This window comes from Variovorax endophyticus, from assembly GCF_025376855.1.
Lineage (GTDB): Bacteria > Pseudomonadota > Gammaproteobacteria > Burkholderiales > Burkholderiaceae_C > Variovorax.
Map to the genome: position 1 here is coordinate 23,651 of NZ_JAHUTH010000032.1, position 25,634 is coordinate 49,284.

General features: G+C 70.7%; 25 protein-coding genes. 20 read left to right on the forward strand and 5 right to left on the reverse strand.

Features of this window, described 5'->3' with window-relative positions; translation table 11 throughout:
* Positions 1 to 55 precede the first annotated feature (55 nt).
* From KV106_RS32035 to KV106_RS32065, 7 genes are all read left to right on the forward strand, one after another.
* Positions 56 to 1,132 carry an ABC transporter permease gene (locus KV106_RS32035; protein WP_261215309.1) on the forward strand — a complete coding sequence of 359 codons (1,077 nt, stop codon included), beginning with the start codon at positions 56 to 58 and terminating at the stop codon, positions 1,130 to 1,132.
* The gene (locus KV106_RS32040; protein ID WP_057592790.1) at positions 1,129 to 2,052 is read left to right on the forward strand and encodes an ABC transporter permease; all 924 of its coding nucleotides are present in this window, start codon (positions 1,129 to 1,131) and stop codon (positions 2,050 to 2,052) included. Before KV106_RS32035 ends, KV106_RS32040 begins: the two co-directional genes overlap by 4 nt.
* Positions 2,053 to 2,095: 43 nt before the next feature.
* Positions 2,096 to 3,097 (forward strand): formamidase, encoded by a 1,002-nt coding sequence (locus KV106_RS32045; RefSeq protein WP_261215317.1) that lies wholly within the window; start codon positions 2,096 to 2,098, stop codon positions 3,095 to 3,097.
* Positions 3,094 to 3,804: a biuret amidohydrolase gene (biuH, locus tag KV106_RS32050; RefSeq protein WP_261215318.1), complete on the forward strand. Its 711-nt coding sequence runs from the start codon at positions 3,094 to 3,096 to the stop codon at positions 3,802 to 3,804. The genes KV106_RS32045 and biuH overlap by 4 nt, the downstream gene beginning before the upstream one ends.
* Positions 3,805 to 3,985: 181 nt before the next feature.
* Positions 3,986 to 5,560 carry an ABC transporter ATP-binding protein gene (locus KV106_RS32055; RefSeq protein ID WP_261215320.1) on the forward strand — a complete coding sequence of 525 codons (1,575 nt, stop codon included), beginning with the start codon at positions 3,986 to 3,988 and terminating at the stop codon, positions 5,558 to 5,560.
* A gap of 211 nt (positions 5,561 to 5,771) precedes the next feature.
* Positions 5,772 to 6,440 (forward strand): cysteine hydrolase family protein, encoded by a 669-nt coding sequence (locus KV106_RS32060; protein ID WP_261215321.1) that lies wholly within the window; start codon positions 5,772 to 5,774, stop codon positions 6,438 to 6,440.
* A gap of 29 nt (positions 6,441 to 6,469) precedes the next feature.
* Positions 6,470 to 7,240, forward strand: coding sequence for a GntR family transcriptional regulator (locus tag KV106_RS32065; RefSeq protein ID WP_057597946.1), 771 nt, complete (start codon positions 6,470 to 6,472; stop codon positions 7,238 to 7,240).
* Between the two features lie 135 nt (positions 7,241 to 7,375).
* On the opposite strand, the gene KV106_RS32070 is transcribed toward KV106_RS32065, so the two are convergent.
* Both KV106_RS32070 and KV106_RS32075 read right to left on the reverse strand, forming a co-directional pair.
* Positions 7,376 to 8,338, reverse strand: a complete 963-nt coding sequence (locus tag KV106_RS32070; RefSeq protein ID WP_261215322.1) for a tripartite tricarboxylate transporter substrate binding protein — start codon at positions 8,336 to 8,338, stop codon at positions 7,376 to 7,378.
* A 35-nt stretch (positions 8,339 to 8,373) separates the two neighbouring features.
* On the reverse strand, positions 8,374 to 9,624 hold the full coding sequence (locus KV106_RS32075; protein ID WP_261215324.1) for a flavin-dependent oxidoreductase: 1,251 nt from the start codon (positions 9,622 to 9,624) through the stop codon (positions 8,374 to 8,376).
* Between the two features lie 72 nt (positions 9,625 to 9,696).
* On the opposite strand from KV106_RS32075, the gene KV106_RS32080 reads away from it, so the two are divergent.
* On the forward strand, positions 9,697 to 10,596 hold the full coding sequence (locus KV106_RS32080) for a LysR family transcriptional regulator (protein ID WP_261215326.1): 900 nt from the start codon (positions 9,697 to 9,699) through the stop codon (positions 10,594 to 10,596).
* A gap of 1 nt (position 10,597) precedes the next feature.
* Here KV106_RS32080 and KV106_RS32085 read toward each other — a convergent pair whose 3' ends face one another.
* Positions 10,598 to 11,503 carry a LysR family transcriptional regulator gene (locus KV106_RS32085; RefSeq protein WP_261215328.1) on the reverse strand — a complete coding sequence of 302 codons (906 nt, stop codon included), beginning with the start codon at positions 11,501 to 11,503 and terminating at the stop codon, positions 10,598 to 10,600.
* 156 nt (positions 11,504 to 11,659) lie between these two features.
* Between KV106_RS32085 and KV106_RS32090 the strand changes: the two genes are divergently transcribed.
* Genes KV106_RS32090 through KV106_RS32135 form a run of 10 tightly spaced genes read left to right on the forward strand, consistent with a single transcriptional unit; the run spans position 11,660 to position 21,705 of the window.
* Positions 11,660 to 12,505, forward strand: a complete 846-nt coding sequence (locus KV106_RS32090; RefSeq protein WP_261215329.1) for a cysteine hydrolase family protein — start codon at positions 11,660 to 11,662, stop codon at positions 12,503 to 12,505.
* A 1-nt stretch (position 12,506) separates the two neighbouring features.
* Positions 12,507 to 13,547 carry an ABC transporter substrate-binding protein gene (locus tag KV106_RS32095; RefSeq protein WP_261215331.1) on the forward strand — a complete coding sequence of 347 codons (1,041 nt, stop codon included), beginning with the start codon at positions 12,507 to 12,509 and terminating at the stop codon, positions 13,545 to 13,547.
* A gap of 41 nt (positions 13,548 to 13,588) precedes the next feature.
* Positions 13,589 to 14,380, forward strand: coding sequence for an SDR family NAD(P)-dependent oxidoreductase (locus KV106_RS32100; protein WP_093344065.1), 792 nt, complete (start codon positions 13,589 to 13,591; stop codon positions 14,378 to 14,380).
* 17 nt (positions 14,381 to 14,397) lie between these two features.
* Positions 14,398 to 15,867, forward strand: a complete 1,470-nt coding sequence (gene allB / locus KV106_RS32105; protein WP_261215333.1) for an allantoinase AllB — start codon at positions 14,398 to 14,400, stop codon at positions 15,865 to 15,867.
* Complete coding sequence (gene atzD, locus KV106_RS32110) at positions 15,864 to 17,018, forward strand: cyanuric acid amidohydrolase (protein WP_314733659.1); 1,155 nt, start codon at positions 15,864 to 15,866, stop codon at positions 17,016 to 17,018. The genes allB and atzD overlap by 4 nt, the downstream gene beginning before the upstream one ends.
* Positions 17,019 to 17,026: 8 nt before the next feature.
* Positions 17,027 to 17,911 (forward strand): ABC transporter ATP-binding protein, encoded by an 885-nt coding sequence (locus tag KV106_RS32115; RefSeq protein ID WP_208510394.1) that lies wholly within the window; start codon positions 17,027 to 17,029, stop codon positions 17,909 to 17,911.
* Positions 17,908 to 18,690 (forward strand): ABC transporter permease, encoded by a 783-nt coding sequence (locus tag KV106_RS32120; RefSeq protein WP_261215336.1) that lies wholly within the window; start codon positions 17,908 to 17,910, stop codon positions 18,688 to 18,690. The genes KV106_RS32115 and KV106_RS32120 overlap by 4 nt, the downstream gene beginning before the upstream one ends.
* 26 nt (positions 18,691 to 18,716) lie before the next feature.
* Positions 18,717 to 19,124 (forward strand): DUF3830 family protein, encoded by a 408-nt coding sequence (locus tag KV106_RS32125; RefSeq protein ID WP_261215430.1) that lies wholly within the window; start codon positions 18,717 to 18,719, stop codon positions 19,122 to 19,124.
* A gap of 26 nt (positions 19,125 to 19,150) precedes the next feature.
* Positions 19,151 to 20,194 (forward strand): ABC transporter substrate-binding protein, encoded by a 1,044-nt coding sequence (locus tag KV106_RS32130; RefSeq protein ID WP_261215337.1) that lies wholly within the window; start codon positions 19,151 to 19,153, stop codon positions 20,192 to 20,194.
* Positions 20,195 to 20,202: 8 nt separating this feature from the next.
* Positions 20,203 to 21,705 (forward strand): amidohydrolase family protein, encoded by a 1,503-nt coding sequence (locus KV106_RS32135; protein ID WP_261215338.1) that lies wholly within the window; start codon positions 20,203 to 20,205, stop codon positions 21,703 to 21,705.
* A 136-nt stretch (positions 21,706 to 21,841) separates the two neighbouring features.
* Here the strand turns inward: KV106_RS32135 and KV106_RS32140 are convergent, their stop codons facing one another.
* A complete protein-coding gene (locus KV106_RS32140; RefSeq protein ID WP_057591267.1) occupies positions 21,842 to 22,645 on the reverse strand; it encodes an exodeoxyribonuclease III in 804 nt (267 codons plus the stop codon).
* Positions 22,646 to 22,656: 11 nt separating this feature from the next.
* On the opposite strand from KV106_RS32140, the gene pyrE reads away from it, so the two are divergent.
* Together pyrE and KV106_RS32150 are read left to right on the forward strand one after the other, a co-directional pair.
* Positions 22,657 to 23,340, forward strand: a complete 684-nt coding sequence (pyrE, locus tag KV106_RS32145) for an orotate phosphoribosyltransferase (protein ID WP_057591266.1) — start codon at positions 22,657 to 22,659, stop codon at positions 23,338 to 23,340.
* Between the two features lie 12 nt (positions 23,341 to 23,352).
* Positions 23,353 to 24,063: a DUF4124 domain-containing protein gene (locus KV106_RS32150; protein ID WP_261215356.1), complete on the forward strand. Its 711-nt coding sequence runs from the start codon at positions 23,353 to 23,355 to the stop codon at positions 24,061 to 24,063.
* Between the two features lie 80 nt (positions 24,064 to 24,143).
* Here the strand turns inward: KV106_RS32150 and gatB are convergent, their stop codons facing one another.
* Positions 24,144 to 25,634, reverse strand: a complete 1,491-nt coding sequence (gatB, locus tag KV106_RS32155) for an Asp-tRNA(Asn)/Glu-tRNA(Gln) amidotransferase subunit GatB (RefSeq protein WP_057591264.1) — start codon at positions 25,632 to 25,634, stop codon at positions 24,144 to 24,146.

The following is a 25,634-nucleotide window of genomic DNA, read 5'->3' on the forward strand; positions in this document are numbered from 1 at the left end:
CCCGCCTTGGGGCGGCCCGGCGGCGGCCGATTCTCCCCCTTTCGAGAAAGCGGTCATGCGTAGCGCATTCAAGGAATTCGCCCTCCCGGTCTTCGCCATCGCGGCGGCGCTCCTGGTCTTCGGCCTGGTCGTCGCCTTCGCTGGCGTCGATCCGGTGGAGGTCTGGACCACGCTGTTCAAGGGCGCCTTCGGCGACTGGTTCTCGTGGCAGAACACGCTGCAGCGCGCGGCGCCGCTGATGCTCACGGCCCTGTGCGTGGCGCTGCCGGCGCGCGCCGGGCTGATCGTGATCGGCGGCGAGGGCGCGCTGGTGTTCGGCGGCCTGGCCTGCGCGGCGCTCGCGCATGCGCTGCCGCTGCCTTCGGGCGTGGCCGGCATCACGCTCCTGTGCATCGCGGGCGCGGCGGTCGGCGCGCTGTGGATCATGCTCGCGGGCTGGCTGCGCCAGTACCGCGGCATCAACGAGACCATCAGCAGCCTGCTCTTGGCCTACATCGCGATCGGCATCTTCAAGCACCTGGTCGAAGGGCCGCTGCGCGATCCCGCGAGCCTCAACAAGCCCTCGACCCACACCCTGCCCGACGGCCTGCTGATCGGCGGCATCGGCGGTTCCGACGTGCACTGGGGCCTGGTGGTCGGCATCGTCGCCTGCCTGGGCCTCGCGGCCTGGCTGCGCGCCACGCCCTCGGGCTTCTCGGTGCGCGTGGTGGGCGGCAACCCGCGCACCGCGCAACTCGTGGGACTGCCGGCCACGCGGCTGATCCTTGGTGCCTGCGGCCTCGGCGGCGCCTGTGCGGGCGTGGCCGGCGCGATCGAGGTGGCGGCGGTGCACACCAACGCCAACGCCTCGCTGATCGCGGGTTACGGCTACGCGGGCATCCTCGTTTCCTTCATCGCGCGCCACAACCCCGCGGCCATCGTGCCGGTGGCGATCCTGTTCGGCGGCTTCGGCGCCGCGGGCAGCCTGCTGCAGCGGCGCGTCGGCCTGCCCGATGCCTCGGTGCTGGTGCTGCAGGGCATCGCCTTCGTGCTGATCCTCGCGAGCGAGGGGCTGCGCACGGTCAACTGGAAGAAGTTCGGCGATCGCATGCTGCCCGAAGCGAAGAGCTACGACAGGAGTTTCGTTGCATGACCGCAGACCAGTGGATCGCGCTCGTGGCCGGCATCGTCGGCGGCGCGCTGCGCGTGGGCGCGCCCTTCCTGTTCGTGAGCCTGGGCGAGTGCCTCACCGAGAAGTCGGGCCGCATCAACCTCGGCCTCGAGGGCGTGCTGGTGCTGTCGGCCATGGCGGCCTTCGGCGGTGCTTACCTCACCGACTCGGCCTGGCTCGGCGTGCTGATCGGCGCCACGGCGGGCGCGGCGCTCGCGCTGCTGCACGGCCTGTTGTGTTCGCTCGACCGCGTCAACGACGTGGCCACCGGCATCGCGCTGATGCTGCTGGGCACCGGCCTGGCGTTCTACCTCGGCAAGCCGCTGATCCAGCCGCAGGCGCCGCAGATTCCCGCGATCCCGCTGGGCTTCTGGAGCGACAACCCGGTGGTGCGCTCGGCGCTGCAGCTCAATGCGCTGGTGCCGGTGGGCCTGGCGCTGGCGCTGCTGCTGTGGTGGGGCTTCGCGCGCACGCGCATCGGCCTTTTGGTGCGCATGGCCGGCGATTCGGCGCAGGCCACGCGCGCGCTCGGCTATTCGGTGTCGGGCCTGCGCATCGCGGCCACCACCGCGGGCGGCTTCATCGCGGGGCTCGGCGGCGCCTCGCTCACGCTGTTCTATCCGGGCAGCTGGAACGAGGGCATCTCGAGCGGCCAGGGCCTGATCGCGGTGGCGCTGGTGATCTTCGCGCGCTGGAGCCCGCTGCGCTGCGTGGGCGCGGCCTTTCTCTTCGGTGGCGCGGGCGCCATCGGTCCCGCGCTGCAGTCGATCGGCATCGGCTGGGGCTACCACCTCTTCAACACCGTGCCCTATGTGCTCACGCTGGCGATCCTGGTGCTGACCTGCCGCCCCGGCAGCGCGGCCGCGGGCAGCCCCGGCGAGCTGTCGGCCACCAGGAACTGAACCTCGACATGACTCCAAACCCCATCACACAAGGACATCGCCCATGAGCGGCCTCGGCGGACTCAACAAATCGGCCAACGGCGTCGTCGTCGGCCTGGTGCAGCTGCAGCTGCCGAACGTGAAGACGCGCGCCGAGCTCGCGGCGCAGACCGCGCGCATCTGCGAGCTGGTGGGCAAGGCGCGCCGCAACCAGTCGACCATGGACCTGGTGGTGTTCCCCGAGTACGCGCTGCACGGCCTCTCGATGGACACCAACCCCGAGATCATGTGCACGCTCGACGGCCCCGAGGTCGCGGCCTTCAAACAGGCCTGCATCGAGCACCGCATCTGGGGCTGCTTCTCGATCATGGAAGCCAACCCGCGCGGCAACCCCTACAACAGCGGGCTGATCATCGACGACCAGGGCGAGATCCGGCTCTACTACCGCAAGCTGCATCCGTGGGTGCCGGTCGAGCCCTGGGAGCCCGGCAACCTCGGCGTGCCGGTGTGCGACGGCCCCAACGGCAGCAAGCTCGCGCTGATCATCTGCCACGACGGCATGTTCCCCGAGATGGCGCGCGAGGCCGCGTACAAGGGCGCCGAGATCATCCTGCGCACGGCCGGCTACACCGCGCCGATCCGCCATGCCTGGAAGATCACCAACCAGGCCAACGCCTTCTGCAACCTCGCGTACACGGCCAGCGTGTGCCTGAGCGGCAGCGACGGCAGCTTCGACTCGATGGGCGAGGGCATGTTCTGCAACTTCGACGGCACGGTGCTGGTCGAGGGCGGCGGCCGCGTCGACGAGATCGTCACGGCCGAACTGCGGCCCGACCTGGTGCGCGAGGCGCGCACCGGCTGGGGCGTGGAGAACAACATCTACCAGCTCTACCACCGCGGCTACGTGGCGGTGAAGGGCGGGGCGCAGGACTGTCCCTACACCTACATGCGCGACATGGCCGCGGGCACCTACCGCCTGCCCTGGAGCGCCGAGGTGAAGGTGACCGACGGCACGCCTTGCGGCTTCGCGCCGCCCGAACGCAGCTACGCAGGACCCGGGCAATGAGCACCAACTACACCGCCGCCGTGCAGCGCCACGTCGCGGCCGAACCCTATGCCTGGCCCTACAACGGCCAGCTTCGGCCCGACAACACGGCGCTGATCGTGATCGACATGCAGACCGACTTCTGCGGCAAGGGCGGCTATGTCGACGTGATGGGCTACGACCTGTCGCTGGTGCAGGCGCCGATCCAGCCGATCGCGCGCACGCTCGCAGCGCTGCGGCCGCTGGGCTATCACGTGATCCACACGCGCGAGGGCCACCGGCCCGATCTCGCCGACCTGCCGGCCAACAAGCGCTGGCGCTCGCGCCAGATCGGCGCCAACGGCGTGGGCATCGGCGACGACGGTCCCTGCGGGCGCATCCTGGTGCGCGGCGAGCCGGGCTGGGAAATCATCCCCGAGCTCGCGCCGCTGCCCGGCGAGACCGTGATCGACAAGCCCGGCAAGGGCTCGTTCTATGCCACCGACCTCGAGCTGATCCTGCGCACGCGCGGCATCGAGAACCTGATCCTTGCGGGCATCACCACCGACGTCTGCGTGCACACCACCATGCGCGATGCCAACGACCGCGGCTTCGAATGCCTGCTGCTGTCGGACTGCACGGCGGCGACCGACCATGGCAACCATCTCGCGGCGCTCAAGATGATCACGATGCAGGGCGGGGTGTTCGGGGCGCATGCTTCGTCGCAGGCTTTGCTGGCGGCGTTATGAGCGCATGTCTTCGCTGTCACGGACCGGGGCGCGATCACGCCACTGGGGTGCCTTGCTCCGCGAATGTCCCCCGGCCTTCGGCCTCCTCCTTGATTTCGCTGCGCAAGGCACCCCAGCGACGTGATCGAGGGGCGCTGTGGTCGTACCGGCCGCGCCCCGAACGACCCCTTGGAGTCCGGATATGAGCACAACATCCCCTCACGCCATCGGCGGCCTCCCCCCAGGCACCGGCGCGCTCGCGCTCGACACCTACCGCCTCACCAAGCGCTTCGGCGCCTTCACCGCGATGGACAGCGTGACGCTGCGCGTCGAACCCGGCAGCGTGCATGCGCTGCTCGGCGAGAACGGCGCGGGCAAGAGCACGCTGGTGAAATGCGTGGCCGGCTTCCAGCGCGCGGAGGAGGGCAGCATCCTGATCGACGGCCGCGAGCAGGACATCGCCAACCCGATCGTCGCGCGCGCTCTCGGCATCGGCATGGTCTACCAGCACTTCACGCTGGCACCGGGCATGACCGTGGCCGAGAACCTGCTGCTGGCCGGCGGTCGCACGCCCGCGGTGATCGACTGGAAGGCCAAGCGCGCCGAGCTCGAGGCCTTCCTGGCCACCACGCCGTTCCGCCTCGACCTCGATGCGCGGCCGTCCGAACTGGCCGCGGGCGAGAAGCAGAAGCTCGAACTGCTCAAGCAGCTCTACCTGAAGCCGCGCCTCTTGATCCTCGACGAGCCGACCTCGGTGCTCACGCCGCAGGAGGCCGATGAGGTGCTGGGCCATGTGCGCGAGTTCGCGCGCAGCGGGCTGTGCACCGTGCTGATCATCACGCACAAGTTTCGCGAGGTCATGGCCTATGCCGACGGCGTGACGGTGCTGCGGCGCGGCAAGGCCGTGCACCACGGCCGCGTGGCCGACACCAGCCCGGCGCTGCTCGCCGCGACCATGATGGGCGCGCAGCAGACCACCGCGGCCCCGGCGCAGGTCGTCGCCTCCACGCGTCGCGCGCCGGCCGCCGATGCGCCCGTCGCGCTCGAGGTCGAGGGCCTGCGCGCGCTCGGCGACCGCGGCACGCTCGCGCTGCACGACCTGAGCCTGTCGGTGCGCGCGGGCGAGATCCTCGGCGTGGCGGGTGTCTCGGGCAACGGCCAGCGCGAACTGGTCGAGGCACTGGTGGGCCAGCGCCCGCGGCTCGCGGGCCGGGTGCGCGTGATGGGCACGCCCTACCGCGCAAGCCGCGCCGAGAACCGCGAACTCAGGGTGCGCAGCCTGCCCGAGGAGCCGCTGCGCAATGCCTGCGTGGGCGACCTGAGCGTGGCCGAGAACATGGCGCTGCGCGACTTCGACCGTCCGCCGCTCGCGGCCGGCGGCCTGCTGCGCTTCTCGCGCTGGCGTGCGCGGGCGCGTGAATGGATCGCCGAGTACGGCGTGAAGACCCAGGGCGAGGGCGCGCCCATTCGCAGCCTCTCGGGCGGCAACGTGCAGCGCGCCGTGCTCGCGCGCGAGCTCGCGGGCGACATCAACGTGCTGATCGCGGCCAACCCCGTGTTCGGCCTCGACTTCGCGGCCGTGGCCGAGATCCACGCGCGCATCGTGCAGGTGCGCGAGAAGGGCGGGGCGGTGCTGCTGGTCAGCGAGGACCTCGACGAGTTGCTCGAGCTGTCGGACCGCATCGTCGTCATGAGCGAGGGCCGCGTGGTCCACGAGACCGCCGCCGCGGGTGCCGAGCGGCACGTGATCGGCGCGCACATGGGCGGCGGGCATTGAATGGAATCGAGATGAAACACGAACAGCCGGACGCAGAGGACGCGAAGGTTTCGCAAAGGGCGCGAAAGAGAAATTCAAAAAATTTTCTGCATTCCTTTTGCGTCCTTCGCGCAACCTTCGCGTCCTCTGCGTCCGGAAGTCCGCGCCCGTCTTCAAACGCCTTCGCCACTGCGAGTTCTGCGGGTGGCGCGCAGCGAATGGGATAACCAACATGCAGATCACGAACGCACTTCCCTTTCCCTACACCTTCGACCCGAAGACCACCGCGCTCGTGCTGATCGACATGCAGCGCGACTTCATCGAGCCCGGCGGCTTCGGCGAGACCCTGGGCAACGACGTCTCGCTGCTCGAGGCCATCGTGCCGGCCACGCAGCGCGTGCTCGCCGCCTGGCGCGCGGCCGGCGGCCTCGTGGTCCATACGCGCGAGGCGCACCGGCCCGATCTCTCGGACTGCCCGCCGGCCAAGCGCAACCGCGGCAATCCCACGCTGCGCATCGGCGACGAGGGACCGATGGGCCGCATCCTCGTGGCCGGCGAGCCCGGCAACCAGATCATCGAGGCGCTCGCGCCCGTGGCCGGCGAGATCGTGATCGACAAGCCCGGCAAGGGGGCCTTCTACGCCACCGAGCTGCACGAGTTGCTGCGTGCACGCGGCATCACTCACCTGCTGTTCGGCGGCGTCACCACCGAGGTCTGCGTGCAGACCAGCATGCGCGAGGCCAACGACCGCGGCTACGACGGCCTGCTGCTCGAGGACTGCACCGAGAGCTACTTCCCGGCCTTCAAGACCGCCACCGTCGAGATGGTGCGCGCCCAGGGCGGCATCGTCGGCTGGACCGCGACCGGCGGCCAGCTCATCGAAGCGCTCGGCGGCGCATGAAGCGCGCCGCAGCGACTACCATTCGCCCCGTGTCGACCATCGCCCGTCCCCGCCACGGCACCGAAGCCGCCGAACCCACAGCCCCCGCGTCCACGCCGGTGGCCGCCGACGCGGTCGTGTTCCGCACGCGCGCCGACGAGGTCTATGCGCAGCTCAAGCGCGACGTGGCCGAGTTCATCCTCGTGCCGGGCGACCGCTTCACCGAGAACGAGATCAGCGACCGCCTCGGCGTCTCGCGCACGCCGGTGCGCCAGGCGCTGTTCCGGCTGCAGCAGGAGGGCTTCGTCGAGGTGCTGTTCCGCAGCGGCTGGCGCGTGCTGCCCTTCGACTTCGAGCAGTTCGAGCAGCTCTACGACCTGCGCATGATCCTCGAGACCTCGGCCGTGCACCGCCTGTGCGAGGCCGACCGCCGCGTCGACCGCAGCCTGCTCGACGAGCTCGCAGCCATCTGGCTGGTGCCCGCCGCGCAGCGCAGCACCGACATGGCGCAGGTCGCGGCCTGGGACGAGGCCTTCCACTGCTCGCTGGTCGCGGCCGCGGGCAATGCCGAGATGGCGCGCGTGCATCGCGACGTCACCGACCGCATCCGCATCATCCGCCGCCTCGACTTCACGCAGCAGCCGCGCATCGACGCCACCTACGACGAGCACGCCAAGATTCTCAAGGCCGTGCGCGCCAACCGCGGCGACCAGGCCGCGATGCTGCTGCGCGCCCACATCGAGACCAGCCAGGCCGAGGTGCGCAAGATCACGCTGCACCAGGTGCATCTGGCGCGGCACGCGGGGCGCGCGCCTCGTTGAAGGCATTTGCCCCTTCCCCCGCTGGGGGAAGGTCGGGATGGGGGCACCGGGCGGTCGATGAGGCCGCGACCCTGTCCACCGCCGCATGCCCCCACCCCGGCCCTCCCCCAGCGGGGGAGGGAGAAAGACGCCGGCTCAATCCGCCGTGATGTTCCCCTTCTTCACCACCGCCGCCCAGCGCTGCGCATCCTTCTGGATCAGCGTGCCGAACTCCGCCGGCGTCGAGCTCGCGGGCACCATGCCCTGCGCCTCGAAGGACTTCGCCACCTCGGGCGACTTCAGCACCGCGGCGATCTCCTTGTTGAGCCGCGCCACCACGTCGGCCGGCGTGCCCTTGGGCGCGAGCACGCCGTACCACATGTCGACGTTGTCGGCGGTCACGCCGGCCTCGGCCAGGGTGGGCACGTCGGGCAGTTGCGGCAGGCGGTGGCTGCTGCCGGTGGCGAGCGCCTTGAGCTTGCCGGCCTGGATGTGCTGCAGCGCCACGTGCACCGGCAGGAACATCGCGTCGATGCGCCCGCCGAGCAGGTCGGTGACGGCGCCCGCGGTGCCCTTGTAGGGCACGTGCAGCAGCTCGGTGCCGGTGCCCTGCATCAAGAGCGCCATCGACAGGTGGTGCGGCGTGCCGACGCCGGGCGTGGCGTAGGTCAGCTGGCCCGGATGCGACTTGGCCGCGGCCACGAGCTGCGCGAGCGTGCCGGCCTTCTGCGTGTTCGGGTTGGTCACCAGCAGCAGCGTGCCCCAGGAGGTCAGCGTCACCGGCGTGAAGTCCGCCACCGGGTCGTAGGCCAGCGTCTTGTAGAGGCTCTTGTTCATCACCAGCGTGTTGACCTGCACCATCAGCGTGTAGCCGTCGGGCTTGGCGCGCGCCACCTTCTCGCTGCCGATGTTGCCGCTGGCGCCGGCCACGTTCTCCACCACCACCGGCTGGCCCAGCGCCGCGGGCAGCCGTGCCGAGAGCTGGCGTGCGATCAGGTCGATGCCGGTGCCGGGCGTGTAGGGCACGACCAGCGTCACGGCCTGGTCGGGCCAGGCATGGGCGGCCATGGCGCTGGCGGCGGCGAGCAGGGTGGCGAGGGTCTTGGTCAGAAGGCGCATGGTGTCTCCGGGTGCATGTTCTTGGGGGGATGGGGTCAAAGGTACGGGGCGCGCTGCTTGAGCGCGGCCGGGTCGTAGCCGGCCACGCGCTTGTAGTGGTCCGAGATCGCCTGCAGCTCCTGCTGCGTCACGATCTCGTCGAGCCTGTCGAAGCGCTTGCCGCCCGAGCGCTCGAACACCTCGCGCAGGATGGTGTCGGGCGGATTGCTGCGGTTGGTCAGCACCACCTCGGTGGTGGCCTTCACGCGCACCCGGTCGTAGCTCTCGAGCGCGGCCTGGCCGACACCCTCGCGCTTCATCGCGCCCGCGAGAAAACGCGCGTCGATGATCGCCTGGCCCGCGCCGTTGGAGCCGCGCGGCACCATCGGGTGCGCGGCGTCGCCCAGGAGCGTGAGGCGGCCGTGGGTCCAGCGCGGCAGCGGGTCCTGGTCGACCATCGGGTACTCGAGGATGGTGTCGGAAGCCTGGATCAGCGCCGGCACGTCGAGCCAGTCGAAGTGCCAGTCGGCGAAGGCGGGCAGGAAGTCCTCGAGCCGGCCGGCGCGGCTCCAGTCGCGCATCGCGGGCTGCGGTGCGTGGATCTCGGCCACCCAGTTCACGAGCTGGCGGCCCTGCGCGTCGATGTTGTTGCGGATCGGGTAGATCACCATCTTGCCGACCGTGAGCCAGCCCGCGCGCACCATGCTGCCGCCCGTGAGGAACGGCTGCCACGCGGCCGTGCCGCGCCACATGTTGATGCCCGAGTAGCGCGGCGCGCCTTCGTTGGGATAGAGCTGCTTGCGCAGCGCCGAGTGGATGCCGTCGCAGCCGATCGCCACTGCGCCGCGCACCGGCGCGCGGCCGTCGGCGAAATGCACCGTCACGCCCGCGTCGTCCTGCTCGACGCCGGTGCAGCGGTGGCCGCAGCGCACGCTGTCTGGGCCGAGGCGCTTCAGCGTCTCCTCGAGCAGCACGGTCTGCAGGTCGCCGCGGTGGATCGAGTACTGCGGCCAGTCGTAGCCCGCATGCCGGCCCGCGGGCTCGCGGAACACCAGCTGGCCGTGCTCGGTGAAGAACACCGCCTCCTGCGTGCGCACGCCGACCCGGTCGAGCGCCTCGAGCAGGCCCAGCTCGGACAGCTCGCGCACCGCGTGCGGCAGCAGGTTGATGCCCACGCCCAGCGGGCGCAGCTCGGGCACGGCCTCGTAGACGCGGCAGGCGATGCCGGCCTGATGCAGGCTCAGCGCGAGGGTCAGGCCGCCGATGCCGGCGCCCAGGATGATGACTTCGTTGGATGCGGTGCTCATGGGGGTCGTATTGGGACCTGAAACGAGCCATAGGAGAAATTTAGATGTGATATGGATTTATCATGAATTCTTATGAACTTGAGCACGCGCCAGATGCGCGCCTTCCTGCAGGTGGCGCGCATCGGCAACTTCACGCGCGCGGCCGAGCAGGCGCACATCACCCAGGCCGGCCTGAGCATCCTGATCCGCGAGATGGAGAAGCAGCTCGGCTGCCGCCTGTTCGACCGCACCACGCGCATGGTGAGCCTCACGCCGGCCGGCCGGCGGCTGCTGCCGGTGGTCGAGCGGCTGCTGACCGACCTCGACGACGTGGCGGCCGAGCTCGGCGCCGAGGGCGACGCGGCGCGCCAGACCCTGCGCATCGCGGCCACGCCGCTGGTGTCGTCGCACCTGCTGCCCTGGGTCTTCGCGAGCTTTCGCGAGGCGCACCCGCAGGTCGCGCTGCGGCTGTTCGATGCCGACCTGCGCGACGTCGAGGCGATGGTGGAGGCGGGCGATGCCGACCTCGGCCTGGGCTTCTTCTTCAGGGCCGCGCCCGGCCTCGATCGCACGCCCGTGGGCCGCTTCGAGCTGATGCGCGTGACGCAGGCCGCGGCCGTCGGCGAGCCGGTCGGCAGCGCGCCCTGGTCGGCGCTGCGCGGCGCCGCGCTGATCGGCCTGCCGCCCGGAAACCCGATCCAGAAGGTGATCGACCGCCAGCTCGGCGAGATGGGCCTGGCCGACGCGCAGCGGCCCGCCTTCAACTTCTTCGGCACGCTGATCTCGATGGTCGAGGCCGGCTTCGGCACCGCCGTGATGCCCACCTTCGCGCTCGCGGCCTGCCGCCGCCACCGCGTGCGGACCGACGTGCTCGTGAAGCCGCGCGTGGGCATGGACTTCTTCCGCGTGACCAAGCGCGGCGCGCACGAGACCGAGGCGCTGCGGGCGTTCAGCGAGACGCTGATGAAGGCGCTGCCGGCGCTCTCGCACTGAGTCAGTCGAGCGCCGCCAGCCGCTTCCCCAGGAACTCCGCGAACGCATAGGCGATCACCGGCAGTTGCCGCCCGCGCAGGTTCGCGAGCACCAGCTCGCCGCGCGGAAAGCCGCGGTCCTCGATCTCGCGCACCACCACCTCGCGGTCGTCGGGCAGCGCGCCGATCGCCATCTGGAACGAGATCGAGCGGCGGTCGTAGACGCAGCCGCGCAGGAACTCGAAGCTGTTGCTCTCCACCATCGCGTCGATGCGTATCGAGCTGCGCGCGAGGAAGCGCTCGATCAGCTGGCGCCCGCCGGTGTCGCGGTTGGGCAGCACCACCGGGTACTCGGCGCAGTCGCGCAGCCGCACGCCGGTGGCCGTGCCGGTGGCGATGGCCAGCGGATGGCGCGCATGCATCAGCGCCATCAGCCGCTGCTCGACCGAGGTCAGGCGCTCGATGTCGCTCTCGGGCGCGAGGTTGAACACCAGCGCGAGGTCGGTGCCGAAGCTGCGCAGCGCCTCGGCCGCCTGCACGTGGTCGCCGATGCGCACCTCGAAGGCCACCAGCGGATGGCTCTGGCGGAAGTCGTGGATCGCCGCGGGCAGGAAGCGCGGCGCCAGCGCCTGGCTCGCCACCACCCGCACCGTGCCGCGGCGCAGCCCCTTGAGCTCCTCGATCTCGGAGCGCACGCGCTCGAGGTCGGCCGCGCGCCCGCGCACGTAGCGCATGAACAGCTCGCCCGCGGTGGTCAGCCGCATGCCGCGCGGCAGCCGCTCGAAGATCGGCGTGCCGAGCTCCTCCTCGATGTCCTGGATGCGGCGGTTCACGGCCGAGGGCGCGACATGCAGCCGTTCGGCGGCCTGGCGGATCGAGCCCGCGCGGGCGACCTCGTCGGCATAGCGCAGGAAGCGCAGGTGGTTCATGGCGGATCGTTGGCTGAAGGGATGTGGCCGCGACCGGTTGCACGATCCGGGCCAATGGCGGCACAGGAGGTGCGTTGCCGTTACGGCAACGCAGGGTCCGCGAAACGGTATGGATTCGGAGCACCTTCTGGCACGGTGACTGCGTAGTGATCGGGCATGAAACGCCCATCGCCGCCCCCACGCACCAAAGACGCACAGCCGGCACGCTTCGGCCCCGCCGCGCACAACGCCTGGACGCTCGACGCGCAGGGCGTGAGCCTGGTGCGCGCACCAAGGCGGCCCGTTCCGGTGCGCATCGATGCGCAGCCGCAGCCGGTGCGCTTCGACCTCGCGCGCAGCGCGCTCGTGGTGGTCGACATGCAGAACGACTTCTGCCACCCCGAAGGCTGGTTCGCGCAGAAGGGCCTGGGCACCAAGGCCGCGCGCAAGCCCATTCCCGTCATCGCGCGCCTGTTGCCCGCCTGGCGCGCGGCCGGCGGCGCGGTGGTGTGGCTCAACTGGGGCATCCGCGCCGATGCGCTCAACCTCAGCCCGACCATCCACTTCAAGGGCAAGCGCAGCGCCGACGGCGTGGGCTATGCCGAGCGTTCGCCGATCGACCACGGCCCCTCGCTGGTGCGCGGCGAATGGGGCGCGCGCGTGATCGACGAGCTCGAGGTCGCCGCCTCCGACATCACCGTGCACAAGCATCGCCTGAGCGGCTTCTGGGACAACGAGTTCGACAGCCTGCTGCGCCAGCAGGGCATCACCACCTTGCTCTTCGCGGGCATCAACACCGACCGCTGCGTGTTCTCCACGCTGCAGGACGCGGCCTTCCTCGGCTACGACTGCGTGCTCTTGAAGGACGCCTGCAACACGCCGTCGCCGGCCTACGTCACGCGCGGCATCCATTTCATCGTGCAGCAGCTGCACGGCTTCGTCGCCACGGCCGAAGCGCTCATGGCCTCGCTGCCGAAGCGTTCGCGCCGCACCGCATCCACCCCGCCCCACCAGGAGTCCTGACATGTCCCTCTTCCGCCGCCCCATGCCCGCGCTGCTCTCGGCCTGCGCGCTCGCGCTGGCCGCCACCGGCGCCGCCGCCCAGACCTCGGTCAAGATGGTCCTCAACTGGAAGTACGAAGGCGCGCAGGCCTGGTTCTTCACCGCGCAGGACAAGGGCTACTTCAAGGCCGAGGGCCTCGACGTCGAGATCGACCAGGGGGAGGGCTCGGCCGCCTCGATCCCGAAGGTGGCCGCGGGCGCCTACCAGGCCGGCTTCGGCGACGTCAACGCGCTGATCGACCTGGCCTCCAAGCGCCCGGCCGATGCGCCGGTGGCGGTCTACATGCTCTACAACACGCCGCCCTTCACGCTGGTGGTGAAGCAGGACAGCCCGATCCGCACGCCCAAGGACCTCGAGGGCAAGACCATCGGCGGCCCGGCCAACGACGGCGCGCTCAAGCTGTTCCCGGCCTTCGCGAAGATCGCCAACGTCGACGCCGCCAAGGTCAACATCACCAACATGGCGCCCAACCTGCGCGAGCAGATGTTGAGCCGCGGCCAGATCGACGCTGCCTTCGGCTATGTCACCACCGTGAGCTTCAGCGCCAAGGCCATGGGCCTCGATCCCGCGAAGGACCTGCGCTTCATCCGCTACGGCGACCACGGCATGGACCTCTATTCGAACGCCGTGTTCTTCTCGCGCGCCTTCGTGAAGGACAACCCGAAGGCGGTGCAGGGCTTCGTGAAGGCGCTCAACCGTGCGATCAAGGACGTGATCGCCGATCCCGATGCCGGCGTGGCCGCGGTGATGAAGCGCGAGCCGCTGCTCAAGCGCGAGGTCGAGAAGGAGAAGCTGCTCGCCACCCTGCGCAACGACATGAGCCATCCCGAGATCGCGCGCATCGGCCTGGGCGACATCGACGAGGCGCGCATGCAGCGCGCGATCGAGATCGTGGCCGATGCCAACAAGCTGCCGCGCAAGCCCACGGTGGCCGAGGTCTTCGACCGCGGCTTCCTGCCCGCGCGCGCCGAGCGGCCCTCGAGCCTGGACCGCCAGCCCTGAACCCCCACCACAACGACGAACGAACAGAGAAAGACACGAACATGGACCTGCAACTCAAGGACAAGGTGGCGCTCATCACCGGCCCCGCCAAGGGCATGGGCCGCGCCGTGACGCTGGCCTTCGCGCGCGAAGGCGCGAAGCTGGTGCTGGCCGGCCGCGATACCGCCGCCATCGAGCCCGTGGCCGCCGAGGCGCGCGCGCTCGGCGTGGCCGCCATCGTGGTGCCCTGCGACCTCACGCAGAGCGCCCAGACCGAGGCGCTGGCCGCGCATGCGCTCGAGGCCTTCGGCCGCATCGACATCCTGGTCAACGTGGCCGGCGGCTCGGGCCCGATCGGCAAGACCGGCTGGGAGACCACGAGCGAGGAGTTCGACGAGATCGTGCAGCTCAACATGACGGGCTGCTTCAACACCATGCACGCGGTGCTGCCCTCGATGATCGAGCGCAAGAGCGGCAAGGTGGTCAACGTCGGCGGCACCTTCGGCATGCGCGGGCGCGCCGGCCGGCTCGCCTACTCGGCCTCGAAGTGGGGACTGCGCGGCATCACCAAGAGCTTCGCGCTCGAGGCCGGCCCGCACGGCATCAACGTCAACTGCGTCGCGCCGGGCATGGTCGACGGGCCGCGCTTTCGCGAGAAGGTGTGCGCCAACATGGCCGAGAAGCTGGGCATCACGCTCGAGGAGGCGATGACGCGCCATGCGGCCGACTACGCGCTGCGCCGCGTCTCCACCGACGCCGACGTGGCCAACGCCTGCCTGTTCATGGCCAGCGAGGTCTCGCGCCAGATCACCGGCGTCGACCTGCCGGTCGATGGCGGCTGGGCCATGCTCTGAACGCGGAGGAACGAACCATGAAGGAAGTCGACCTCGTCATCCGCGGCGCCCAGGTGGTGTCGCCGGACCGCATCTTCGAAGCCGCCGTCGCGATCGCCGGCGAGCGCATCGTGGCCGTCGGCCACGACGACACCATGCCGAGCGCGCGCGAGGAGATGCGCGCCGACGGCCTGCACCTGCTGCCGGGCGCCATCGACAGCCACGTGCATTTCCGCGATCCCGGCTATCCGAACAAGGAGACCTGGAAGACCGGCTCGGCGGCCGCGGCGCTCGGCGGCGTGACCACCGTGTTCGAGATGCCCAACACCAACCCGCCGACCGGCACGGTCGAGGCGCTGCGCCTCAAGCAGAAGGCGGCCGAGTCCTCGTACGTGGACTTCGGCATCCACGGCCTGCTCGGCGACGACACCGTCGAGCGGCTCGAGGAGCTGCTCGAGGCCGGCGTGACCAGCTTCAAGGCCTTCGTCGGCAACACCTTCGGCAACCTGCCTGCGCCCACCGACGGCGCGCTGCTCGAGGGCTTCGAGAAGCTCGCGCCGCTGGGCATCCGCACCGTGGTGCATGCCGAGAACTCCTCGATCCTGTTCCGGCGCCAGAAGAAGATGCAGGCGGCCGGTCGCATCGACGCGATGGCGCACCTGGCGGCGCGGCCCGCGGTGGCCGAGATCGAGGCCATCGGCCGTGTACTCACCCTGGCCGAATGGACCGGTGCGCGCGTGCACATCGCGCACCACAGCGCGGCCGACTCGCTCTACCTGCTGCGCGCGGCGCGCGCGCGCGGCGTCGACGTGACGGCCGAGACCTGCCCGCAGTACCTGCTGCTCAACACCGACCACATGCGCACGCTCGGCGGTGTGATGCGGCTGAACCCGCCGATCCGCGAGCCGCGCCACAACCAGCCGCTGTGGGACGCGCTGCTCGACGGCACGCTCGACATGATCGCCACCGACCATGCGCCGCACGCGCCCGAGGAGAAGACGCGCGAGAGCATCTGGGACTGCGACTGCGGCTTCCCGGGCGTGGAGACGCAGATGCCGCTGATGCTGACCGAGGTCAACCGCGGCCGCGCCTCGCTGATGGACTACGTGCGCTGGAGTTCGGTCAACCCGGCCAAGGCCTGGGGCCTGTACGGCACCAAGGGCGTGATCGCGCCGGGCGCGCATGCCGACATCGCCTTCGTCGACATGAACCGTGCCGGCGTGCTGTCGCAGAACAAGCTGCAGAGCATCAGCAAGATCTCGCCGTGGAACGGGCGCGCGGTGCGCGGCTATCCGCTGCACACCCTGCTGCGCGGGCGCTTCGTGATGCGCGACGGCCGGCTGGTGGCCGAGGCCGCGGGCTGGGGCCGCTCGGTGAAGGGCGTGCAGCGCATGCCGGTGGCCAGGCCGCGCAACACCGAGCACTACAGCAGCGCGATCCTCGAGACGCCGCCGGGCGTGCCCGTGAATGCGGTGCCGGTGGGCGAGATCGACTGGAACGCGGCATGAGCGGTACTCGCATCCAGGAAGTGCGCGTCTGGCGCATCCCGTGCAGCGGGCCCGGCGACCTGCGCGGCGCGCAAGCATTGATCGAGGCGGGCGAGCTCGTGCCGTCCGAGATCGTCGCGGTGATGGGCAAGACCGAGGGCAACGGCTGCGTCAACGACTTCACGCGCGAGTACGCCTCCGCGGCCTGGTGCCAGCTGCTCGCGGGCGCGCTCGGCTGCACGCCCGAGGCCGTGCACCGCCAGGTGGCGCTCGTGATGTCGGGCGGCACCGAGGGCGTGCTCTCGCCGCACTTCACCGTGTTCGCGCGGCGCTGGCGCGACGAGGCCGTGCCCACGCATGGCGAGAAGCGGCTGGTGGTCGGCGTGGCGCACACGCGCGACTTCCTGCCCGAGGAGATGGGCCGCGCCGCGCAGATCGACGCCACCGCCGAGGCCGTGGCCGCGGCGATGCGCGACGCGGGCATCGACAGCACGCACGACGTGCACTTCGTGCAGGTCAAGTGCCCGCTCTTGACCTCGGCCAAGGTGGCGGCCGCGCTCGCGCGCGGTGCCGCGCCGGTCACGCACGACAGCTACGAGTCGATGGGCTACTCGCGCGGCGCCTCGGCGCTCGGCGTGGCGGTGGCGCTCGGCGAGGTGGCGCGCGCCGATATCGGCGACGCCAGCGTGATGGCCGACTGGAGCGCCTACTCGGCGCGCGCCTCGGCCTCGGCCGGCATCGAGCTCGAGGGCAACGTGGTCATCGTGCTCGGCGAGGCGCGCGCCAGCGCCTCGGCGCTGCGCATCGCCCACGGCGTGATGCGCGACGCGATCGACGGCCACAGCGTGCGCGCGCTGCTGCGCGATGCCTTCGGCCTCGATGCCGAGCGCGATGCGCAGGCCGTCTCGCGCCGGCTCGTGAACCTGCTCGCCAAGGCCGAGGCCAGCCCCGACGGCCGCGTGCGCGGCGAGCGCCACACCATGCTCAACGACTCCGACATCCATGCCACGCGCCATGCGCGCGCGGTGGTCGGCGGCGTGCTGGCCTCGCTGGCTGGCCACACCGCGCTCTATGTCTCGGGCGGCGCGGAGCACCAGGGGCCCGCGGGTGGCGGTCCGGTGGCCGCGATCGTGCGCGTCGAGGACGCGCACGCGTCCTCTCCTTCTTCCTGAAAGCGACCATGGAACGAGCCTTCATCCAACTGTCGGACGTGATGCTGCGCTACGGCGGCGGCACCATCGCGCTGGACCACACCACGCTGGGCATCGACAAGGGCGACTTCGTCGCGCTGGTCGGCCCCAGCGGCTGCGGCAAGTCGACGATCCTCAAGCTGGTGGCCGGGCTGCTGCGGCCCAGCGCCGGCGCGGTGATCGCGGGCGGGCGCGAGGTGGGCGCCGTGGGCGTGCGCACGCCCGCGGGCAGCCATGCCTCGGCCGCGCCGCGGCTGCGCATCGGCCTCGCGTTCCAGAACCCGACCATGCTGCCCTGGCTCACGATCCGCGAGAACGTGATGATTCCGCTGAAGATCGTCGAGCCGTTCCGTCAGGACTACCGGCGCAAGAAGCGCGGCGAGTACGCCGAGCGCGCCGACGCGCTGCTGGCCCAGGTCGGCTTGAAGGGCTTCGGCGACAAGCGGCCCTGGCAGCTCTCGGGCGGCATGCTGCAGCGCGCCTCGCTGTGCCGCGCGCTGGTGCACGAGCCCGAGCTGCTGCTGCTCGACGAGCCCTTCGGCGCGCTCGACCAGTTCACGCGCGAGGAGCTGTGGGACATCATGCAGTCGCTGTGGATCGCGCGCCGGCCCACGGTGCTGCTGGTGACGCACGACCTGCGCGAGTCGGCCTACCTGGCCAACCGCATCTGCGTGATGAGCGCGCGGCCGGGCCGCATCCTCGAGACGCGCGAGGTCGGCTTCGCGCGGCCGCGCACGCTCGAGAGCAGCTACGCGCCCGATTTCGCGGCGCTGGTGCAGCAGCTGCGCATGCGCATCGCGCAGGCGCGCCGCGGCGGCGACGCGGTGCCCGAAGGTGCGGCGGCCGAGCCGCTGGTGGCGGAGGTGGCGGCATGAGCGCGATCTCCCCCGTGCTGCGCCAGCGCCTGCTGTCGACCGGCGCGCTGCTCGGCTTCTTCGTGCTGTGGGAGCTGGCCTGCCTGGCCGGCGGCATCTCCGACCTGGTGCTGCCGCGGCCGAGCCAGATCGCCCACGTGCTGCTCGAGAAGATGCCGCTCTTGTGGCCGCACACCGTGCAGACGCTCTACACCACGCTCGCGGGCTTCGTGCTCGGCGTGGCCGCGGGCGTGCTGATCGGCGTGGCCATCGGCTCCTCGAAGCTGGCCTACGACGTGACCTATCCGCTGCTGGTGGGCTTCTCGAGCATTCCGAAGGTGGCGGTGGTGCCGCTGTTCGTGGTGTGGTTCGGGGCCGGCACCGTGCCCGCGATCCTGACCTCGATGGTGATCAGCATCTTCCCGGTGGTGGTCAACGTGGCCACCGGCCTCGCGAGCACCGAGCCCGAGCTCGAGGACGTGCTGCGCGTGCTCGGCGCGCGCAAGCGCGACATCCTCTGGAACGTGGGCCTGCCGCGCACGCTGCCCTACCTGTTCGCCTCGCTCAAGATCGCGATCACGCTGGCCTTCGTGGGCACGGTGCTCAGCGAGACCGTGGCGGCCAACAAGGGCATCGGCACCGTGATGATGATCGCCAGCGGCAACTTCGACGTGCCGATGGTGTTCGCGGGCCTGTTCCTGCTCGCGGCGATGGGCGTGCTGCTCTATGCGGTGTCGGCCCTCGTCGAACGGCGCATGACGGGCTGGGCCCAGCGCAAGACCGACATGGCCATGGCCTGAACCAGGGACGACCTCCAATGAATTCCATGCGCATCCTCATCACCGCGGGCGGCCTGCGCTTCGTGGCCCAGACCCATCCCGACGCGCCGCTCACCGTGGCCGCGTTCTCGAAGCTCCTGCCCTACCGGCAGAAGCTGATCCACGTGCGCTGGAGCGGCGAGGGCTGCTGGGTGCCGCTGGGCGACTTCCAGCTCGGCGTGGGCTTCGAGAACCACACCAGCCATCCGTCGGTGGGCGACATCCTGTTCTATCCCGGCGGCTACAGCGAGACCGAGATCATCCTGGCCTATGGCGCCTGCAGCTTCTCGAGCCGCATGGGCCAGCTCGCGGGCAACCATTTCCTGAGCATCGTCGAGGGGCGCGAGCAGTTGCGCGAACTCGGCCGGCGGGTGCTGTGGGAGGGCGCGCAGGACGTGCGCTTCGAGGCCGCCTGAACTTCACGCAAGACCAAGGAGCTTCCATGCTGCAAACCCTCTCGCGCCGCGGCGCGCTCGCGGCCCTGCCCGCGCTGGCGGCCGCGCTCGGCGCGCCGCGTGCCTTCGCGCAGGCGCCCACGCCGATCAAGTTCGTGCTCGACTGGAAGCTGCAGGGCATCCATGCCTGGTACTACCTCGCGCAGGACCGCGGCTATTTCGCGGCCGAGAAGCTGGCCGTGAGCATCGACCAGGGCGACGGCTCGGCGGCCGCCGTCACCAAGGTGATGAACGGCGCCTACCAGGCGGCCTTCGGCGACATGAACGCCATCGTGCAGAACGCCGCCACGCGGCCGGCCGACGCGCCGGTGATGGTCTACATGCTCTACGACCGCGCGCCCTTCGCGCTGATCGTGAAGGCGGGCGGGCCCATCAAGACGCTCAAGGACCTCGAGGGCCGCACGCTCGGCAGCCCGGCCGGCGGTGCCGCGGCGCGCATGTTCCCGGTGATCGCGGCGCGCGTGGGCATCGACCCGGCCAAGGTGCAGTGGACCGGCATGGCGCCCAACCTGCAGGAGCAGATGCTGCTCAAGGACCATGTCGACGGCTCGGCCGTGTTCTCGGTCACCAGCTACATGAACCTGGTGGCGCAGGGCGTCGACCCCGACCGCGACATCCGCTGGTTCCACTACGCCGACCATGGCGTGGACCTCTACGGCAACGGCGTGATGGTGTCGCGCGCGCTGCTGCGCGACAGGCCCGAGGCCGTGGCCGGGCTGGTGCGTGCGATCCACCGCGCGGTGCTCGACACCATCGCCGATCCCGACGCGGCCATCGCCGCGCTCGCCAAGCGCGAGCCGCTGCTCGATGCCGCGCTCGAGAAGCGGCGCCTGCTCTACACGCTGCGCACCGTGATGCTGACGCCCGCGGTCGCGCAGGCCGGCATCGGCGATATCGACGATGCGCGCATGGGCCGCGCCATCGCGCAGCTGCGCACCGCCTTCGAGCTGTCGCGCGCGCCCGCGCCCGGCGAGGTGTTCGACCGGCGCTTCCTGCCGCCCGCGGCCGCGCGCCGGGTGGTGGCGAGCTGAGGCCTGGCATGAGCCTCGCTCCGCATTCCGACGCCATCGACTGCGCCTGGCTGCTGGCCGAGCCGGGCCTGCGGCCCGCGCAGGCCGGCATGCGCATCGCGCTCGAGGGCGAGCGCTTCGGCGCGATCGCGCCGCGCGATGCCACCGGCCCCGCGCCGCGCCTGCTCGCGCTGCCGGCGCTGGCCAACGCGCACGACCATGCACGCACCTTCCGCAGCGCCACGCTCGGCGCCTTCGGCCAGCCGCTCGAGAGCTGGCTGCCCTTCCTGGGTACGGTGCCGGGCATGGACCCCTACCTCTGCGCCGCCACCTCGTTCGCGCGTTCGCTGCGCCATGGCGTGACGAACCTGATGGTCCACTACACGCGCGTGCAGGGCGGCATGGACTACGTCGACGAGGCGCGCGCGGTGGCGCGGGCCGCGCGCGACGTCGGCGTGCGCATCGGCTTCGCGGTCGCGATGCGCGACCGCCATGGCATCGCCTACGACGACGATGCCGCCGTGCTGGCGCTGCTGCGCCCCGGCATCCGCGACGCGGTCGCGCGGCGCCTCGTGGTGCAGCCGGTCGAGCCCGCGCGGCAGCTCGCGCTGGTCGACGCGGTGGCGCGCATGGTCGAGGAGGAGGGCCTGGGCGCGCACGTCACCGTGCAGTACGGCCCGACCGCGGTCCAGTGGTGCGGCACGCCGCTGCTCGAGGCCATCGCGCGCGCCTCGGCCGATACCGGCCGGCCGGTCCACATGCACCTGCTCGAGACGCGCTACCAGCGCGACTGGGCCGATGCCCATCATCCGGGCGGCATCGTGCGTTTTCTCGATGCGATGGGCCTGCTGAGCCCGCGCCTCACGCTCGCCCACTGCACCTGGGCGCGGCCCGACGAACTCGCGCTGATCGCCGAGCGCGGCGCCACCATCGCCGTCAACACCAGTTCGAACCTCGGCCTGCAGTCGGGCATCGCGCCGCTGGCCGAGATGCTGCGCCAGGGCTGCCGCGTGGCCATGGGGCTGGACGGCATGGCCTTCGACGAGGACGACGACGCCCTGCGCGAGATGCGCCTGGCCTACGCGCTGCACCGCGGCTGGGGCTACGAGCGCGCGATGACCCCGGCCCAGCTCTGGTCCTTCGCGGCCGGCCACGGCCCGCGCAGCGTGGGCGGCGCGCTGGTGTCGGGCGGCCGCATCGCGACCGGCGCCCCGGCCGACCTGGTGCTGCTGGACCTCGAGGCGCTCGACGATGACGCGCTGTTCGACGACATCGACCCGCTCGAGCTGGTGCTGGCCCGCGCCAGCGGCCGTCACGTGGCGCAGGTGCTGGTCGGCGGGCGGCTGGCGGTCGATGCCGGACGGGTGCTGGGCATCGACGAGCCCGCGCTGCGCGCCGAGCTGCTGGCGCGCATGCGCGCGGCGCTGGCGGCCGACCCCTCGCATGCGCAATGGCGCCGCACGCTGGGGGCGCTGGCGGAGGACCTGGGGCCGCTGTACCGCGAGGGGCGGATCGGGCGCTGCTGCGGCTGAAATCGGACAGCCGAACGCAGAAGGAAGACCAAAGCGCGCAGAGGTCGCAGAAGGGTCCAAGAAAATTTGGCTGTTCCTTCTGCGACCTCTGCGTAACCTTCGCGCCCTCTGCGTTCGGCTGCCCGTTCCCGATTTCCTAGAGCGTGAAGTCGTACTCCAGCGTGATCGGCGCGTGGTCGCTGAACTTGATGGTCTTGAAGATCTGCTCGGTGCGCGCGAGCGCGGCGGTCTTGGGCGTGGCGAGGTGGTAGTCGAGCCGCCATCCCACGTTGTTGGCATAGGCCTGGCCGCGGTTGCTCCACCAGGTGTAGGCCTCGCCGGTGGTGTCGGGCTTGAGCATGCGGTAGACGTCGACCAGCCCCGCGCCCTCGGCGCCGGCGTCGAGCAGCTTCGTCATCCAGGCGCGTTCCTCGGGCAGGAAGCCGCTGTTCTTCTGGTTGCCGCGCCAGTTCTTGAGGTCGATCTCCTTGTGGGCGATGTTGATGTCGCCGCACAGCACGAACTCGCGCTGCTTCTTCAGCGCCACCAGGTGCGGGAAGAAGCCCTTGAGGAAGCGGAACTTGGCCTGCTGGCGCTCCTCGCCCGAGCTGCCGCTCGGGAAATAGCAGCTGATGACCGAGAACTTGCGCTTCGGCGTGTCGAAGCGCAGCTCGAGGTAGCGGCCCTCGGCGTCGAATTCGGCGTCGCCCCAGCCCACCACCACCTCGCTGGGCACGTGCTTCGTGTAGATCGCGGTGCCCGCATAGCCCTTCTTCTCGGCAAAATGGAAGTGGCCCTTGAGGCCGGCCATCTCCTCGAAGCGGCCTTCGATGTCGCTGGCCTGGACCCGGATCTCCTGCATGCAAATACAATCCGGCGCCAATTCGGCCACCCAGTCGGCAACGCCCTTGGTGGCGGCCGAACGCAGGCCATTGAGATTGAGACTGGTCAGTTTGAACACAAGGAATTCCGATGGCTGTAGATGGTGAGAAAAGCAGTGCGGTGGCGCAGGACTTCGTCCAGTTCGCGCTCGACGCGGGCGTGTTGCGCTTCGGCGAGTTCAAGACCAAGGCCGGCCGCATGAGTCCTTATTTCTTCAATTCGGGCCTCTTCGACGACGGCGCCAAGATCGCGCGGCTCGCGGGATTCTATGCAGACCGCCTGATCGAGAGCGGGCTCGAGTTCGACATGATCTTCGGCCCGGCCTACAAGGGCATCCCGCTGGGCGCCACGGTGGCGGCCGAGCTCGCGCGGCGCGGCCGCAACGTGCCCTTCGCCTACAACCGCAAGGAAGCCAAGGCGCACGGCGAGGGCGGCAACCTGGTCGGCGCGCCGCTCAAGGGCCGGGTGCTGATCGTCGACGACGTGATGTCCGCGGGCACCGCGGTGCGCGAATCGATCGCCGCGATCCAGGCCGCGGGCGCGGTGCCGCACGCGGTGGCGATCGCGCTCGACCGGCAGGAGAAGGCGACCGAGAACGGCGTCGACGTGGACCACAGCGCGGTGCAGTACGTGCGCAACCAGCTCGGCCTGCAGGTGGTGGCGATCGCCACCCTCGACGACCTGCTGAGCTACCTCTCGGGCGACGCGGCCGCCGACCTCGGCACCCACCGCGAGCGCGTGCTCGCCTACCGCACGCGCTACGGCGCGCTCTGAAGGAAACCCCCGATGCACCGCCCGCCGCACCACGCCGGCCACAGCCGATTCCGCGCCATCGGAAACGCCCGTGCCGCGCTGGCCGTGGTGCTCGCCGCCGGCTGCACGCTGGCGCTGGCCCAGGCGCAGAAGGGCGCGCCCGTGCCCGGCGCCGCGGGCATCTATTCGTGCGTCGATGCCAAGGGCCGCACGCTGACGGCCGACCGGCCGATCGCCGAGTGCAGCGACCGCGAGCAGCGCGAACTGAGCCCGAGCGGCATGACGCGGCGCCGGCTCGAGCCCACCTACACGGCGCGCGAGCAGGCCGAGCGCGAGGACCGCGCGCGCGAGGCCGCGGTGCAGGCCGCGCGCATCGCCGACGAGCGCCGGCGCGAGCGCGCGCTGCTGATCCGCTACCCGAACGCCGCCGCGCACGAGCGCGAGCGCGGCGAGGCGCTGGTGCAGGTCGACGCGGTGATCCAGGCGGCGCGCAAGCGGCTGTCCGAGCTGGCCGACGACCGCAAGAAGATCGACGAGGAGCTCGAGTTCTACAAGGGCGACGCGAGCAAGGCGCCCGGCGTGCTGCGGCGCCGGCTCGACGACAACGCCAAGAGCGTGGCGGTGCAGAACCGCTTCATCGGCGAGCAGGAAGACGAGAAGAAGCGCGTCAACGCGCGCTTCGACGAGGAGCGCGTGCGGCTCAAGCAGCTGTGGTCGGGCGATACCGCGACCACCGCGCGCTGACCGGCATCCCCCCAAAGAAAAAACGGTGAAGCGGCCCGCGCGGGGCCCGCTTCACCGTCGTGCCGGGGCGAAGCCCGGGCTCAGGCCAGCTTGGCCTTCAGCAGTTCCGTGACCTGCGCGGGGTTGGCCTTGCCGCCGCTGGCCTTCATGACCTGGCCCACGAGGCCGTTGAGCGCCTTCTCCTTGCCGCCGCGGTACTCCTCGACGTTCTTGGCGTTCTTCGCGATCACCTCGTCGAGGATCGCGTCGAGCGCGCCGGCGTCGTTCATCGGCTTCAGGTCCTTGGCCTCGATGATCGCGTCGACGTCGCTGCCTTCGCCGGTCCACAGTGCCTCGAAGACCTGGCGCGCGGCATTGTTCGGCAGGGTGCCGTCGGCGATGCGCTTCACGAGCTGGCCGAGCTGCGCGGCGCTGACCGGCGCGGCCTCGATGCCGATCTCCTGGGCATTGAGGCGGCGTGCGATCTCGCCGGTGATCCAGTTGCTCGCGAGCTTCGGCGTGGCGCCGGCCTTCACCGCGTCGTCGAAGTAGCGCGCGAGCGCGGGGCCCTGCGTGAGCTGCGCGGCGTCGTATTCCGAGAGGCCGTGGTCGCGCACATAGCGCTCGGCCATCACGCGCGGCAGCTCGGGCATCTCGGCCTTCACGCGCTCGATCCAGTCGGCGGCGATCACCAGCGGCGGCAGGTCGGGGTCGGGGAAGTAGCGGTAGTCGGACGAGTCTTCCTTGGCGCGCATCGCGCGCGTCTCGCCGGTGTCGGGATTGAACAGCACGGTGGCCTGCTCGATCTTGCCGCCGTCCTCGAGCGTGTCGATCTGCCAGCTGATCTCGTAGTCGATCGCCTGCTGCATGAACTTGAAGCTGTTCAGGTTCTTGATCTCGCGGCGCGTGCCGAGCTTCTCGCCGGGGCGGCGCACCGAGACGTTGGCGTCGCAGCGGAAGCTGCCTTCCTGCATGTTGCCGTCGCAGATGCCGATCCAGGTCACGATCTTGTGCAGCTCCTTCGCATAGGCCACGGCCTCGGCGGTGGAGCGCATGTCGGGCTCGGTCACGATCTCGAGCAGCGGCGTGCCGGCGCGGTTCAGGTCGATGCCGCTCTGGCCCACGAAGTCCTCGTGCAGCGACTTGCCCGCGTCCTCCTCGAGGTGGGCGCGCACCAGGCGCACGGTCTTCTGTTCCTCGCCGACGAAGAAGCTCACCGAGCCGCCCTGCACCACGGGGATCTCGAACTGGCTGATCTGGTAGCCCTTGGGCAGGTCGGGATAGAAGTAGTTCTTGCGCGCGAACACGCTGCGCGGCGCGATGTGCGAACCGAGCGCGAGGCCGAGCCGGATCGCGCGTTCGACGGCGCCCTTGTTCATCACGGGCAGCGTGCCGGGCAGCGCGAGATCGACCGCGCAGGCCTGCGTGTTGGGCTCGGCGCCGAAGGCCGTGGAGGCGCGGCTGAAGATCTTGCTCGCGGTCGAGAGCTGGGCGTGGGTCTCGAAGCCGATGATGACTTCATAGCCGCGCACCAGCGGGCCGGTCGGGCGGCCCTGTTGCTGTGCTTCGAAGGTGTTCACTGTCTCGCTCAT